The sequence below is a fragment of the Bacillus sp. AFS055030 genome, assembly GCF_002574545.1.
In the GTDB taxonomy this organism is placed as follows: Bacteria; Bacillota; Bacilli; order Bacillales; family Bacillaceae_G; genus Gottfriedia.
In genome coordinates this window covers 1-15,830 of the sequence record NZ_NUGT01000011.1, presented here as the reverse complement: position 1 = coordinate 15,830, position 15,830 = coordinate 1, and the positions used below count along the sequence as shown (strand labels likewise).

13 protein-coding genes are annotated in these 15,830 nt (G+C 31.6%); 3 read left to right on the top strand and 10 right to left on the bottom strand.

The window, feature by feature from the left end; all coding sequences use genetic code 11:
* Positions 1 to 157: 157 nt before the first annotated feature.
* The 4 genes from CN925_RS04560 to CN925_RS04550 form a co-directional block, all read right to left on the bottom strand.
* Positions 158 to 4,321: a S8 family serine peptidase gene (locus tag CN925_RS04560; RefSeq protein ID WP_180232849.1), complete on the bottom strand. Its 4,164-nt coding sequence runs from the start codon at positions 4,319 to 4,321 to the stop codon at positions 158 to 160.
* Positions 4,322 to 4,840: 519 nt separating this feature from the next.
* Positions 4,841 to 4,966 carry a hypothetical protein gene (locus CN925_RS21525; RefSeq protein WP_286138267.1) on the bottom strand — a complete coding sequence of 42 codons (126 nt, stop codon included), beginning with the start codon at positions 4,964 to 4,966 and terminating at the stop codon, positions 4,841 to 4,843.
* Between the two features lie 27 nt (positions 4,967 to 4,993).
* Entirely contained in the window at positions 4,994 to 5,656 is a 663-nt protein-coding gene (locus tag CN925_RS04555) for a hypothetical protein (RefSeq protein WP_098845088.1), read from the bottom strand.
* Between the two features lie 243 nt (positions 5,657 to 5,899).
* Positions 5,900 to 7,369: a long-chain-fatty-acid--CoA ligase gene (locus CN925_RS04550; protein WP_098845087.1), complete on the bottom strand. Its 1,470-nt coding sequence runs from the start codon at positions 7,367 to 7,369 to the stop codon at positions 5,900 to 5,902.
* Between the two features lie 225 nt (positions 7,370 to 7,594).
* Here CN925_RS04550 and CN925_RS04545 point away from each other — a divergent pair, with 225 nt between their 5' ends.
* From CN925_RS04545 to CN925_RS04540, 3 genes are all read left to right on the top strand, one after another.
* Positions 7,595 to 8,674, top strand: coding sequence for a site-2 protease family protein (locus tag CN925_RS04545; protein ID WP_098845086.1), 1,080 nt, complete (start codon positions 7,595 to 7,597; stop codon positions 8,672 to 8,674).
* Positions 8,675 to 8,857: 183 nt separating this feature from the next.
* On the top strand, positions 8,858 to 9,034 hold the full coding sequence (locus tag CN925_RS21205) for a hypothetical protein (RefSeq protein ID WP_180232847.1): 177 nt from the start codon (positions 8,858 to 8,860) through the stop codon (positions 9,032 to 9,034).
* 25 nt (positions 9,035 to 9,059) lie between these two features.
* Positions 9,060 to 9,722, top strand: coding sequence for a nucleoside/nucleotide kinase family protein (locus tag CN925_RS04540; RefSeq protein ID WP_098845085.1), 663 nt, complete (start codon positions 9,060 to 9,062; stop codon positions 9,720 to 9,722).
* Positions 9,723 to 9,853: 131 nt separating this feature from the next.
* On the opposite strand, the gene CN925_RS04535 is transcribed toward CN925_RS04540, so the two are convergent.
* From CN925_RS04535 to argC, 6 genes are all read right to left on the bottom strand, one after another.
* Positions 9,854 to 10,765, bottom strand: coding sequence for an aminoglycoside phosphotransferase family protein (locus tag CN925_RS04535; protein ID WP_098845084.1), 912 nt, complete (start codon positions 10,763 to 10,765; stop codon positions 9,854 to 9,856).
* 90 nt (positions 10,766 to 10,855) lie between these two features.
* On the bottom strand, positions 10,856 to 11,323 hold the full coding sequence (locus tag CN925_RS04530) for an NUDIX domain-containing protein (protein WP_098845083.1): 468 nt from the start codon (positions 11,321 to 11,323) through the stop codon (positions 10,856 to 10,858).
* A gap of 159 nt (positions 11,324 to 11,482) precedes the next feature.
* Positions 11,483 to 12,646, bottom strand: a complete 1,164-nt coding sequence (locus CN925_RS04525) for an acetylornithine transaminase (RefSeq protein ID WP_098845082.1) — start codon at positions 12,644 to 12,646, stop codon at positions 11,483 to 11,485.
* Positions 12,639 to 13,409: an acetylglutamate kinase gene (argB, locus tag CN925_RS04520; protein ID WP_098845081.1), complete on the bottom strand. Its 771-nt coding sequence runs from the start codon at positions 13,407 to 13,409 to the stop codon at positions 12,639 to 12,641. Before argB ends, CN925_RS04525 begins: the two co-directional genes overlap by 8 nt.
* 14 nt (positions 13,410 to 13,423) lie before the next feature.
* Positions 13,424 to 14,647, bottom strand: a complete 1,224-nt coding sequence (argJ, locus tag CN925_RS04515; RefSeq protein ID WP_098845080.1) for a bifunctional ornithine acetyltransferase/N-acetylglutamate synthase — start codon at positions 14,645 to 14,647, stop codon at positions 13,424 to 13,426.
* Positions 14,648 to 14,660: 13 nt separating this feature from the next.
* Positions 14,661 to 15,692 (bottom strand): N-acetyl-gamma-glutamyl-phosphate reductase, encoded by a 1,032-nt coding sequence (gene argC / locus CN925_RS04510; protein ID WP_098845090.1) that lies wholly within the window; start codon positions 15,690 to 15,692, stop codon positions 14,661 to 14,663.
* Positions 15,693 to 15,830 lie beyond the last annotated feature (138 nt).

Sequence of the window (15,830 nt, the reverse complement as noted above, 5' to 3'; positions counted from 1 at the left end):
TTTTTTTCCTTTTTTACTTCTCCATGAACACCTCATGAGGAAGTATAATTCATCTTTTTCCTTTTCATCTTTCTCATGCACGTCGTACCTTCAAAAATTGATCTCACAAAAAAACCACCAGCATAAAAGCTGGCGGTTATTATCTACTAAACACATCTTAACCCAATGGTTTAATATAATCGTCAATCGTATTCCCTTTATATTTTGTAACTGGTTTGATTTTTTCTGATACATCAGGATTTTGCATTAGATAGTTTCTCTTAACATAATCAAGATCTTTGAAATCCACAATACCGTCGAAATTGATATCGGCATTTCGATCATTTGTATTTAGTTTGCTAGTGATATAGATTGCGTCAAGTAGATCAACAACATTATCATTGTTAACATCTCCAGCTTTCATCGTTGCGTAATAGAAATACTTTAATTTTCCAGCATCCATTGCATCGTATGAATCAACCATTTCATTAACATTTACATGTCTTTCGAAATGACCTGGTATTTTGATAACGATTTCATATGATTGGTCTAATAATGGTAGATTAGGCACTGAGAATCTAGCAGCACTGTTGATGGTTGCATCGTAGCGTTTTCCATCTATGCCACCTATAACATATATTTCTGCTCCTACATTTGAATAATCCTTCTTAGAATCTAACCAAATTGAATTACTTGGAATAAATCCATCAGGTAGAAAACCACCTTCAAGTATTGAATAAGATGGAATAATATTTACACCTTGTCCAAATTTATTGTTTATTGTCATTTGTGGTTGACCTAAAATATTCGCTTTGGCAGTTTGGAATCCTAATTGTTGAACCCATTTTGTATATAAAGTTGGTTTATCTTTTACTTTTAAAGTGATCGTAGCCACTGACATATTTGAATTAATTCCTGTTGAAGGAGTAGGTCCATCTAAAGTTGTTATTAATTTAATCCAGTTATTAGATGTATCAGTTTTTTGATCTTGAGCGGTTAGGTTCGCTGTTAACCCTAAATCCTTTGCTGCATTAATATATTCACTACTTAGTTCTGTGCTTTGGTATTCAAAAACATCTTTAGGATAAGTAAGTGTAAATTCGCCACCTATTAGGTTTTTAATGTTATGTTCACTAAGTGTTACTTTAACAGTATCACCGTATTTTGCGTCTAATTTGTCAGTTGTTAATTTGATGTAAGGTTGTCCTTTTTTAACTAATGTGAATGTCTGATTTGGATGGTTTTGTATACCGTTAGTTGCAATGTCTTGGCCTAATAAAGTCATTGTCGAGAAATTTTTCTCTGCTTGGATTTTTCTTATGTATTCAAAGTTTCCATTTCTGTCAACGACTAATGGTACATTACCAATTGGGTTTTGTGCACCAGTTACTTTAACAGTATTTTTTGATTGGTCAATTTGATCACCATTTTTGCTAATTTGATCAATACTTGAATCTGAAATAGTACCAGTAATCCTTAGACCCGCATCATCTACTTCATAAACTCCACCTGGAATATTCATTTTCATGGTTGGTAGTGTATTATCAATAACAATTTGCTGAGACTTTTTAAATACTTTTCCTTCTTCGTTTGTACCAACAACTTCAATCTCATATCGTCCTGGAGAAGCAAGAGCTTTTGTAACATGAACTGGTTGATCAGGATTTCCTGTAAACGGGAAGTATAGACCATTAAATCCACCATCTAAACCAAATGTCATACCTTCATTAAATCCACCGTCAAATGCGTCTATGATTCCTAATTGCTCACCAGTGTCTGCATTCTTTAAAATGATGTCAACTGTTTCCATGCGACTATTCAGAGTGAATGCAATTCCAGTAGATCCAGAGATTGGGAATGGTAAATCTCTTCTAGTATTAAAAGCTTTTGTTGTTAGTAAAACTTCTTTAATTCCTTGTTCCATTTTGTTAAAGCCAAATGGTATTTGGTAGACTTCATTTGAATCTTCCTTATTCGTAAAAGTAATATAACCTTCATAAATGCCTAATTCAGCAGTTTTTGGAACAGTAAGTATCGGTTTAAATTTGGACATTCCATGAACTTTAGCTCGAACTTCAGATGGTACAGCTAAAGAAATACCATTTTTTACTGCGTCCTTATCGTAACGACTAACATGATTAAATTGAACTTTTACATCAAACACTTTATCTTTATTTGAGTTGTTTGTCAGTTCAATTGTCTTTTTGTGTGTATAATCCTCATCTGCTGAAACAATAGCACCATAGCTTAGGTCGCCAGCTGTCTCTGGAATCATCATTTTTTCTCCATTTTCATCAAGTGTTGGTGCATCATCCTTCACACCAATTTGAATGGAAGAATGTACAGCCTCATCTGCATCAATTCTTCCTGATCCTTCTTCAAAAACACTATATGATCCATTTAAAGGGTCCGCAGAATTCATTAATGCTAATTTAACTTGCTCAGGTGAATAATCAGGATGAGCTTGTAAAATTAAAGCAGCAGAACCTGCTACATGTGGTGCAGCCATTGAAGTACCATCAAACCTTACATATGCATGTTCGTAATCATCCTTATGAGCTACTCCATTATAATAAGCTGGGATTGAAGAAAATACTGCTACTCCTGGTGCGGTTACCTCAGGTTTAATATCATAATATCTTCTTGCTGGCCCTCTTGAACTAAAGTCAGCCAATTTATCCCCTTCAGTATCAAAAGATCCAAAATCATTCATCATTACGTTAACATTATCTTTTGATAACATATTGACTAGTTTTGTACCTTGTTCATTTGGAATACTAAAGGTTGGGATAAAGTCAAAATTATTTCCGAAATAATAAGGAATATATGTTTCACCATCGATATTATTGAACATGATTACGGCCTTGGCACCATTTTCCTTAGCATTTTTAATTTTTACATTTAACGTTAAATCCCCACGCTCGATTAGTACAATCTTGTCCTTCACGTTTTTACCGTTGTAATCTGCAACTTGTCCTTTACCGACAAAAACAATTGGTAGGTTAGAACCCTTCAATGTATTGAGATTAGTATAATCTGAACCAAGCATTCTCATATTATCTAATTTAGTAGTTTCGGTTGCTGAAATTGCAACTGCATTGCTAGTTTGGATTGTTATAGGCGAGCTGCTTGCGCCAACTGTAATACCAAGCGCTGATGAAGCAGGGCTCCCTATCGTATACTGGTTAGGCCCAGCATTACCAGCAGCAAGAACACATACAGTACCAGCTAAAGTAGCATTATTGATCGCAACTGCCAATGGATCAAGAGGGTTAGCAACAGGTGCCCCTAAGGATAGGTTAATGACATCCATCTTATCCTCTACAGCTTTTTCAATTCCTGCAAGTATTGTATTCGATGATCCAGTACCATACGGTCCAAGTACTTTATAGCCATAAAGTTCAACTTCTGGAGCTACACCAGTTATCGCAAAATCTGAATTATTTTTACCCGTTCCCGCAATAATACCTGATACATGTGTTCCATGAGCCGTATACCAAGGTTCACCTGAAGTTGGATTTAATTCAGCTTGTCCAGATTTTTTCCAATCATCATATGTCGATTCCATTGGATCAGAGTCGTTATTTACTAAGTCATATCCTCCTTTAAACACATCTTTTAAATCAGGATGAGTATAATCGATACCTGTATCAATAACACCTACTTTAATCCCTTTACCAGTGATACCTTCTTTATGTAGTTTTTCAGCACCGATTTGTTCCATATTATTTAATTTTATCGATGCATTATTAGTCGGCTCACCATTTTGTTCTACAAAAGGTTCCACCGTAATTTCACGATCTTCATAAACAGCATTTACTGTATCTAATGTTAAAAGTTCTTTTACTTCATTAGCTGGTAATGTCATTGCAACACCGTTGAAGATACTCTTGAATTCTCTTTTAATACCAATTGATTTTAATTTTGCATTTTCATTTAATTGTTCTTTGAATTTTTTATGAGAGTCCTCAACTTTTTCTTTTGACTCCTGAATGGAAGCTTTAAGGCCATTCTTTTGATTGTTTTTAAAATCAATTTCTGATGGAGCTTGTTTAAACTGAACAATTACATTTAAAGGAGTATCTACATTTAGGTCTACATCAGGTGAGATCTTTAGCCCTCCGTAATTATTATTTTCCTGCATGCTATGAATCATTTCCCGATCAGCGTTTGAAATATTTTTTATATAACTATCAATATCCTTAATACTAGTATTTGAACCTGTAGGGTTTGTCACAGCGAATGTTTTGTGGCTTGTAATTAAACTAGTTGAAAATAAGCTAGATGTAATTACCCCGGCAGTCATTACATTGACAATTTTTTTGTTTTTATGCTTCATCATCTGCATTCTCCTTTTTTGTACTTTTCTGAAAAATCTTACAATTATCATTATAATCAAACAAATTCAGAAAGTGTATTGGGGGAATTTCAGATGATATTAATCTTCATTTTTCTACAAAAATTCCATTCTTTACTAATAAATTCTATTTTAATACGTGATGATCAACTCTAAAATTTAGTAGATTAAAAAAATAGATTATTAATTGTTCATACTGATCTATTAAGCTTAATCAGAATACTCATTTAATTTTTTAATTTAATTATACTAATTCTCATATTTAATTCTTTATGAAAATAAAAAGGTGAAAATTCACAAAAAGATGGTTTTTGTTGTTTTTTGTAAGATTTTTTCAGCTAAAAATTGTGGGATTTGTAGGAATTCATTTCAAAATACAATTCTTTTTATTAAAGCATTACAAAAAAGCCATACTCCTTTTGAAGTATAACTTCATATATTTGCTCATTAGATCCCCTTTTTTTATGACAATGACTAACTTAATAGTCACATAAACACAAAGAGTTAACTAATTAATTCACTCACCTTTTCTTCCACTAATTCAGTTACACTATCATTAATTTCATTTTCACTTTTAATCTCCTCTTCAATTGTCTTTTTTTCATCAAGTGTATCAGCTTCTTTTACCATTTCAGCAAATTCATCAGAGGGTCTTTTTTATTCCTTACTATTTTTATCATATTTAAATTTTGATTGATATACCGTTATGAATTCATAAAAATCAAACCCTGTATTAAAATAGGAATCGCTTGATAAAAAGGCAACAAATTCATCACCTTTTACCGATGGTCTATGACCGTCTGGTATTACAAAATATATTTCGTCAAAATCTTTTTCAGTTAAATTAGGAAATTTATCCTTCATTCCACTTTGCCTGGCAGAAATATATCCACCTTGCTCTAAAATTGTTATTTTCTTACCTACTAAAGATGAATCTCCCTTTAATACATGATTAACTTTAAAGGATAATTTCGTTAATGGATTACCAGTACCAGTAGCTTCATCCATGTTTACATAATTCTCTGTAGACAATACTACCCCTTCAACAGCTAACTCTGAGTCCTTCATTAATTGGTTTACATCATTGTATGTAACAGCAAAAGAAATGGCAGAATTTAAAACTTTTACATTTTCCGCAAAATCTTGATCGTTCACATTAATCTGTTCATTTTCAGTTGAATTAACTGTCGTAATGTTTTCTACTATTGAAGTAGCAGTTTCTTTTTTATTACTTTGAGTTTGATCAATCTTACCATTACACGCAGTTAAAAAGGAAAACGATAATATCATAACAAAAAGTGATTTTATTTTCTTTTTCATTTTTTGCCTCCGTTATTTAGTAAAAATGAATTCTATATAAAGCTTACTAAAATTTAGCATTTAATTGTTTGTATTAATGTGTCAAAAATATGAAAAATAGACTATTTCGCCCACCTATTTTTATAGGTATTTTTACCTATACAGTATTTTGAACTTTCTCTATGGAACTTAAATTTGAAAAAGAGCTAATTTAAGATTGCTAGAATTGCAAAAAAAAAAGACCATTCAACTGGTCTTAAAACATTACTTAAGATTTCTTTTCAAAATTTTCCCAGTACCATTTTTAGGTAATTCTTTTACAAAATTAATTTCCTTAGGCACTTTATAATAAACAAGTGCTTTTTTACAAAAATCGATGATCTCACTTTCTGAAAGTGAATCATTTGAAACGACTAAATAAGCACATACGCTTTCACCTATTAATGGATTCGGTTTTCCGACTACCGCTGCTTCAATAATATTAGGATGCTGATATAGGCGCTCTTCTATTTCTCTAGGGTAAACATTATATCCGTTCGTTATAATGACATCTTTTTTTCGATCTAATAAAAATAAATAGCCGTCTTCGTCTTTTTTACCGAGATCACCCGTTTTAAACCAACCGTTAGAAAATGCTTTTTTTGTCTCTTCTATTTTATTTAAATAACCACTCATTACGTTTGGTCCAATCGCAATAACTTCTCCTACTTCACCAATTGGAACATCTTCGCCATTTTCATTTACGATTCTTGTCGTAACACTAGGTAGATCAAGACCTACTGATCCTGGTTTACAAATTCCACGATATGGATTGAAAGTAAGAACTGGAGCTGTCTCAGATAATCCATAGCCTTCTACAATTAAGACATTGTATTTTTCTTGAATTGACTGCAATAATTCAATTGGTATAGAAGCCCCACCAGAAATACAAGCTCTTAAACTACTAAAATCGTTTGCTGTCGCAATTTTTAATTGATATAAATAATTATATATCGTCGGAACAGCCGCAATTAAAGTAGCTTTTTCTTTTTTGATTACTTCAACTAATTCAGCTGGATTAAATTTAGGAATGATGATTGTTGATGCTCCGTTCAACAAAATCATATTCACACATAAGGTTAAGCAAAATGAATGAAACATTGGAAGTACGGCGATCATTTGATCATTTTCACTTAATTCGATTAACTTGGAAAAATCATTTGCATTTGCAATTAAATTGAAATGGGACAACATTGCTCCTTTAGGGTTTCCAGTTGTCCCTGATGTGTATAGAATAACAGCCGTATCATCTTGTAAAATGTCAATTTCGTCTAATTGATTTTTAATTTCCACTGTCGGTTGTATTTCATCTATTAAAATAATCGTTAATAATGCAGGACATTGATTTTTAACATTTTTAAGTTTTTTCTCATGTTCACTAGTTGAAATAACAAGTTTTGTAGAAGAATCTTTTAAAATATAGCAGAGTTCACTTTCCGTATAAGCTGGATTTAAAGGAATAACGATTGCACCGAGTTTTAATATTGCTAAATAGGTTTGAATAAACTCAGGAGAATTTCCTAGTAATATCGCTATTTTATCTCCCTTTTCAATCTTATTTTCTACTAATGTTTGTGCTATATTTTCACACGATGATATGAGTTCTTCATAATTCATTTTATTTCCATCGTAACGAAAAGCAATGTTTTTACCTTTATGAACTGCTACTTCTTTAATCATCCCGTATATATTCATTACTGTATCAATCCTTAGTTAATTACTTTGTTAGTATTCTAGAAATATGCAAAAGCTAGAAAGATAACTTTCTAACTTTTAATTTTATCCTTATATTCTTTCTCTATCTTAATAAAAGAGAGACTTTAGTCCCTATTTCTTTATTGTTCTATCAAACAAATAATCTTTAATGATATAATTTTTATACTACATAATCATAACATAATTAGCGAGAAGGTGAAATGAATGGCACAACCAGTGATTAATAATAAAACGAAAAAATCGTTAACAAGAATTGGTATTGTAATCGCACTAATAGGTACTAAATTTAAGCTACTTTTACCGCTATTAAAAGCTGCGAAATTTTTATCTTTTTTAAGCATGATCTTGTATTTATTTGTATACGGATTTACATTTGGATGGTATTTTGCTTTCGCACTTGTTTACTTATTAATTTGTCATGAAAGTGGACATTTAATTGCTGCGAAACAAAAAGGGCTACCAACTTCACCAGCATTTTTTATTCCATTTGTCGGGGCAGTTATTTCACTTAAAGAAATGCCAAAAGATGCTGTGACTGAATCTTATGTAGCGTTTGGTGGTCCGTTATTAGGTTTAATCTCTGTTCTACCAGCAATTCCTCTTTATCATTACACACATAATGAATTTTTCGGATTAGTAATTGCATTAGGATGTATACTTAACTTGTTTAATTTAATACCTATTTCACCTCTAGATGGAGGAAGAATTTTAAGTGTATTACCTCCGATTTTTTGGTTTATCGGAATTATGATGATGCTAGTGTATTTAATTTATCAACCTAGTTTTATCGCATTTTATATTATTATTTTAGGTATTACAACATTCATTAAACGAATTCGAGAAGCTTATCAGTTAAAGGTTATAAAAGAAAAAATAAAACTTTACGAACATACAATTAAACAATTTCAGTTTGGTATTTTTAATGTCTATTCTGATCGTACGATTGAAAAACGCTTCTTTTTCCCATTTTTTGAGGATAATAAGAAATTAGAATTAGAAATTCATAAGGAACGACTTGAACTAAACTACCTAATTCGTTCTATTCGAGCGCGTTTTCATGAACCTGACTTAGACTGGAGAACTTATATTGATGAAAAGATTCAAGAAATTAAGCAAAGAAGGATTGCTCCATTAATGAAACAACAAGAAACGTTAGAAACTTACTATGTTACTAGTAATAGTAAAAAATGGCAAATTTTTATTGCCTATATCATTTTAGCGAGTAGTTTAGTGTTACTTGGTTTTTGGAGTTATGGTTTAATTGAACATGTTTTAGGTAGTTAAAGAAAAAGAACCTATTTTGAAAATAATAATTCAATTTAGGTTCTTTTTCTTTTTATTATAATTTGGATTTTTAGCTAAATAAGGAAAAGGAATTTTGTGGTAAAAAATGGAATATCTTTAAAAGATCGGACTAAAACGTACTTTTGATCTTTCTTTAAAATTGAGGAAAGGAGGTATACTTCGATGTTTGGATATGTCATTTTAGGATTTGTTATTATCCTAATTGCATTTGGTTTTTTCATGGAAAAGAAGTTTGGATCGGGCACCCCAAATAAAAGTGATAATCAAACATTTAATGAAGAAATTGGGAGGGATTCAACTAATCCTACTAATCCGAATAATATTAATGGGCCATATTAAAAAATTTCGATAAAAAGGAGGATTTATGTTAAGGAACAAATTAGTTTCCGATTTGGTAAATAAAATCTTGTGCTTAAAAATAGATCATCCAGTTCGAGTGGGTGTTAGCGGAATAACAGCATCTGGTAAAACAACGATTGCTAATGAAATTGCTTGGGAACTTAGACTTAGGAAAAAGAACGTCATTAGATCAAGTATAGATCATTTTCATAACCCGAGAGAGATTCGTTACAAGCTGGGGAAGGAATCTGCTATTGGTTATTATGAGGATGCCCATGATTACGAGGCTTTTAAGCAAAAACTTTTAATACCATTAGGACCAAATGGCAACCTTCAATATCAAACAGCTTCCTTCGACTTACTCAAGGATGAGTATGTTCATTCAGATTTAAAAGTTGCAACCAAAGATATGATTTTTATTATAGATGGAACCTTTTTATTTAAAAGAGAATTATGTAATATGTACGATTTTAAAATATTTGTACATACCAAGTTTGATATTGCAAGAAAACGAGGAGCAATCCGTGAAGAACGAGCATTCGGAAGCTATGAAAAAGCCGAAGAAATGTTTATTAAAAGATATCATGCAGCTTCAAAACTTTATTTAGAGCAACATTACCCTCAACTTAATGCTGATCTAATCATTAATAATAATGATGTAAATAATCCGCATATAGTATCTATTTAATAAATACTGTCTTAACTCAATAAGTTCTACTTCCAACTAAATTAATCATTAATTCTACTAAAGGCCATCTACATAGACAGCCTTTAGTATCCCCTTACACACTTACGCTAATTTGAAATCTTAAATAAAGTCTAATCATCTAACCTTGTATGTAATTCCTTAAAAACATTTATAGCCTGAAAAAAGTATTCATTATAAGTACCTTCATCTTCTAAACTCCAACATGTTGCTAATACAGCATGGGAATAACCCCATAGTAGTACTCTTTCTTTATTTAAATGCAATTCTTTTACTAGTAGTTCAATTCGATTTTCTAAAGTTGTTAAAATATCTTTCCCCTCTAATTTGTTCAAAAGAAATTGGATAATGTCATATTCCCTTTCACCAATTAATCCTTTTGGGTCAATCACTTTCCATAAGTTTTCTCTAGCATTTAATACATTATAATGATGTAAGTCCCCGTGTAATAAGTATTTTGTTGATTGTGTACGATTCATTTCCTTAAAAATAGAAAATGCATCTAATAGTATTTCTTTCGTTATAGGGCCTAAGCCATTTGGAAATTTTTCAACAATTCGACTAAAGCTTTTTTCTCTACTTAATATGTAAGGTATTTTAGTGGATTTAGGTGCAACTTTCCATAAATTTTTCATTACTTTTACCGCTATCTTCATTGCCTCTTGTTCATTTTCAATCGTAGCAAGCGTTACACCAGGTACTAATTGTTCTAAAATTAGGATTCCTTCATTAAGATCGGCATCAATAACTTTAACAAAATCTTTATCTTTAAACTCTCTTAAAGCTTCAACCTCACTAGTAAATTCCTCATTAGGGACTGCTAGTTTAATAACAGCCTTTTTTTCGCCATCAATTAAAATTGGCGCAACGAAATTATATGATAATTCAAATGGGGATAATATTTTCATATTCCATCGAATTTCACATCGATTGCACAAGTCATTAAAATTTCTGAGCCACTTTTCTCCTTTTTCTTTATGGATATCTTTAATCGTCTTTATAAACTGATCTGGAAGGGTTATCATTTAATCATCCTTTTCTTATGATTAATAATTGCTTAAAAATGTAGATTGGAACTGAAGTACACTTGTTTTTCGGAAAGTTGAAAAGAATCATTAAATGAATTGTTCTTTTAGTTTGTACTCTTCAATTAATCGATTATTTTGATATTTACCTTTTGCATATTGTATAATTTGGTCTTTAATATTTGGATATAGGATGGTATTATCTAATTCTTTAATTGGTACCCACTTTACGCCAGTTTGATTTGGATCTGGATTTGGTGGCATTTTAGGAAATGAGTTTTCTTTAATATGACAGCGAAACATTAAACTTAATCCATGTATTTTATGACCAGTCAAATGAGGTGCATTTTCTGAAACAAATACTAATTCCCCAACTTCAACTTCTACACCTGCTTCTTCTAATGCTTCTCTTTTTACAGCCTCAATAATGGTCTCACCTGGCTCGGTACCACCAGCTGGTAAATTATAATGAATTCCGTCCTCATCTGTGAATTGAATTAATAAAACTGAATCATTTTCAATAATTAATGCACATGCTCTTACACGAATATGATACATGGTCTAGGTCCTCCCCCATTAAAAAGTGATTATTCCATTATCTAAAAAATTAATTTAACTTTCAATCTATTTTTACAAATCAAGGAGAAAGACCTAAATAATAAAAAGGCATCATGGTATAGGTCCCATGAATGCCCTCTAGTCAAAAAATACTATTCATCATTTTACTTGAGTATCTAAAAAATAAGAAGAAAGTACTTGTTTCATAATTTGGATTGCTTCGTCTATTTCTCCGTATGATAAGTTGATCGGCGGTAATAATCTTAATACATTAGGGCCTGCAGTTCCAACGATTAAACCATTCTTTAGCATTTGCTCTACTAGTTGATCCACAGATTGATTTAGCTCGACACCAATCATTAATCCTTTACCGCGTATTTCTATTATTTGTGGAAACTCATCTTTTATATCAGCTAATTTATCAACTAAATACTGACCTTTCTCTTTTACACTATTTAAAAATGGCAAATCATTAATTAGATTGATTGTTTCGAAAGCAGCCGCCATTGCTAAATAATTTCCACCAAATGTTGAACCATGCGCACCTAAGGAGAATGTTTTTGCTAAATTGTTCTTCCCAAGCATTGCCCCAACTGGAAAACCATTCCCTAGTCCTTTTGCTAGCGTAATAATATCTGGATCTAGTGGAGTTTGTTCATAGGCAAACATTGTTCCTGTTCTGCCCACTCCGGTTTGTACTTCATCAACAATGAGTAATAATTCATGTTCTTTACAAAGAGCTTGAACCCCTTCAAAAAAATCATTAGTACCAACTATTACACCACCTTCACCTTGGATGACTTCCAAAATAATTGCTCCAGTATTTTCATTGATTTCATTTTGTAATGCATTTAAATCATTATAAGGTACATATGTAAAACCACTTAACATTTCGCCATATCCTTCATGAATCTTTGACTGACCTGTAGCAGCCATTGATCCAAAGGTACGGCCATGAAAACTTTGTTTAAAACTGATTATATGAGATTTTCCTGAATGTTTTCTTGCTAATTTTATAGCTGCCTCATTTGCTTCTGTACCACTATTACAGAAAAATACTAATCCATCCTTAAAGCTTTTTACTAATGCTTTCGCTAGGTCTTCTTGTTTTTTAATTGTAAATAAATTTGATACGTGCCAAATCGATTCAACTTGTTCTTTTAATGCATTTACAACTTTTGGATGACAATGACCTAAATTACAAACAGCAATTCCACTTAAAAAATCTAGGTACTTGTTATTTTCGTCATCATATAGGTAAGTACCTTTACCAGTTTGAAAATTAATTAATTTTTTATTATAAGTTGGAAATAAATTACTCACTTAACACAACTCCTTTTGTAAATACTGTACCGTCGATCCTCCCATTTTCATTTAAGAAACTCTCACCTACAATAGCAACTGAATTTACTACATTTAATGCATTTAAGGCACTAGTAACTTTCGGAATCATTCCACCATAAATTGTTCTTTCATCGATTAATTTATTTACCTCAGTAGGCGTAATCTTTTCAATTAATTTTTGTTCTACATCTAAAACACCTTTTGTATTTGTGATAAATAAGAGTAATTCAGCATTCATTGCCTTGGCAATACTTTTTGCTGCTTCATCTGCATTAATATTATATTTTTGGCCAATTTTATCTACTCCAACAGGTGAAATAACTGGTACATATTCATTGTTAAGTAGTAAATTTAATAGATTCGTATTTACATCCTCAATTTCACCAACCCAACCTAATTTGCCCTTATTAAAAAGTGAAGCTTCAAGTAATAGATTGTCACAGCCTGATAGACCAATTGCTTTAAGATTATATTGATTACAAATAATCGTTAAATCTTTATTGATTTTTCCGTTTAGCACATACTCTACAATTTCTAAAACTTCAGATGAAGTCTTACGAATGCCGTCTTCCATTTCTACTGGAATTGAAAACTTTAATAATAAGTTATTGATCAATGGTCCCCCACCATGAACAATGATGACTTTTTTACCACTCATTTTTAATTGGTTTATATTTTCAAAGAATGTATTTGATAAGTTATTAATTAAACTACCACCAAGTTTAATAACTACTGTTTCCACTGTTTAATTCCCCCTTATGTGCGATAGCTTGCATTTATTTTCACATAATCATAAGTTAAATCGCAGCCCCATGCAGTACCAAGTGCATCTCCATCGTGTAAATGAACATCGATATAAATCATTTCATTTTTCAAAGCAATTTTAGCCTCTTCTTCATTAAACTCAACCGGTTTACTACCAAATAAAACTGTTACACCATTAATAGAAATATCGATTTGATTATATTTACTTTCGACCCCGCTATATCCAATGGCACCAATAATTCTTCCCCAGTTAGCGTCTTCGCCATATACAGCTGTTTTTACTAAATTTGATCCAACGATTGTTTTAGCAATTTGATTTGCATTTTTTTGACTAGAAGCTCCGTTTACGTTTACTTCAATTAACTTAGTTGCCCCTTCACCGTCTCTAGCAATCTTTTTTGCTAAGTCTTCACAAACTAATTGAAACGCGGCTACAAAATTAGCCCAATCTGGATGAGTTTCTGTTAATTCCTCATGTTCAATTGCTCCATTTGCCATCACTAAAACCATATCATTTGTTGAAGTATCTCCATCAACTGTAATTTGGTTAAATGTTTGATCTGTTACTTCCTTTAATAAAGTTTGTAACTGAGTAGAACTAATCGTTGCATCAGTTGTCACAAAACCAAGCATAGTTGCCATATTTGGATGAATCATTCCTGAACCTTTAGCGGAGCCTGCAATCGTTACGATTTTTCCGTCAACCAATACTTCATAACATGTTGTTTTTATAACTGTATCTGTCGTTAAGATCGCATGCCCAAAATCTTCCCCATCTTCCAACTTATTACCTAGAGTTAACTTGTCAATGCCGCTCTTTAAACGATCCATTTTTAAATATTCACCGATTACACCAGTCGAAGCGATTGCGACTAAATGTTCTGGTAGATTAAGGTGCTCCGCACACCATGCTCTCATTAAATAGGCATCATCTTCTCCTTTTTTACCTGTACATGCATTTGCACAACCACTATTTACTAAAACTGCTTGAAGCTGATTACTATATGCAATGCTTTTTTTCGTAACCGCAATTGGTGCAGCTGGAAATAAATTTAATGTATAAACTGCCGCAACTGATGCTGGCTTCTCGGAATAAATTAATCCTAAATCTTTACGTTTATAACGTAGTCCGGCATGAACGCCACTTGCGTAAAAACCATTTGGTGATGTAATTGTTCCATTTATTTTTTTTATATTCTTTTCTTTAGTTATCAACTTTTATCTCTCCTTATGGAAATATTGGTGTAAATTGCAAACCTGTTTCTTCAGGCAAACCTAACATTAAATTCATATTTTGAATTGCCTGCCCAGCGGCGCCTTTAACAAGATTATCAATGACAGAAACGATTGTAATTCGATTTGTACGATCGTCATAAGTAGCGTATATATCACAGAAATTTGAACCATAAACATCTTTTGTACAAGGTATGTTATCTCTTACTCTCACAAAATAGGAATCTTCATAACTTTGATTATAGATTTCTTTTAATTCTTCGTTACTAATTTCACGTGTTGAAGTAACATAAATTGTTGACAAAATCCCTCTAGTCATAGGTACTAAATGTGGTGTAAATGTTATAAAATCCTGGGTTGAATCAATTGATCCTATAAATTGTTCAATTTCAGGAATATGTTGATGTTCAGTCATTTTATAGGCTGTTAAATTTTCGTTCCGATTCATAAATTGAGTCGTTTGATTAGCTGTTTTTCCAGCTCCAGAAATTCCTGATTTAGCATCTACTATAATTGAATTTTTCTCGACAATTCCTGCTTTTAATAAGGGAGCAACCCCTAGTAGTGTTGCTGTTGGATAACATCCCGGATTAGCTATATTATTCGATTGATTGATTGCTTCTCGATTAAGTTCAGATAGTCCGTACGTAAATTGATTCGTTTTTGAAAAACAAGGATGTGTATGTTTATACCATTTTTCGTATGTTTCTTCTTTTTTTAATCGAAAATCTCCAGATAAATCAATCAATTTTGTTTTCGAAAAATCGATTTCTCCAATTAATTCACTACTAATTCCATGTGGTGTAGCAAAAAATAAAATATCATTTTCTATAACAGATTTATTTTTATTCCACTTTTTTATTGGACCACTTGTATTAGTAGCTAAATGTGGATAATACGTAGACAAATCTTCTGTATAATCTGATGTTGAATAAAAATTCATCCCGCTTATTTCTGGATGCATTGATAGTAATCTAATCAGTTCAAGTCCACCATATCCGGTTGCCCCCATAATACCAACTTTCATTTTAATATCCCCTTTAATAAAATTATATTCTTCATTATAGTTATGAATAATTATAAAATCAATTGTATTTTTATAAATAATTGAAAATAAAAAAAGATTAACCAATTTTCTTGATTAATCTTTCATATTTTTTTATTG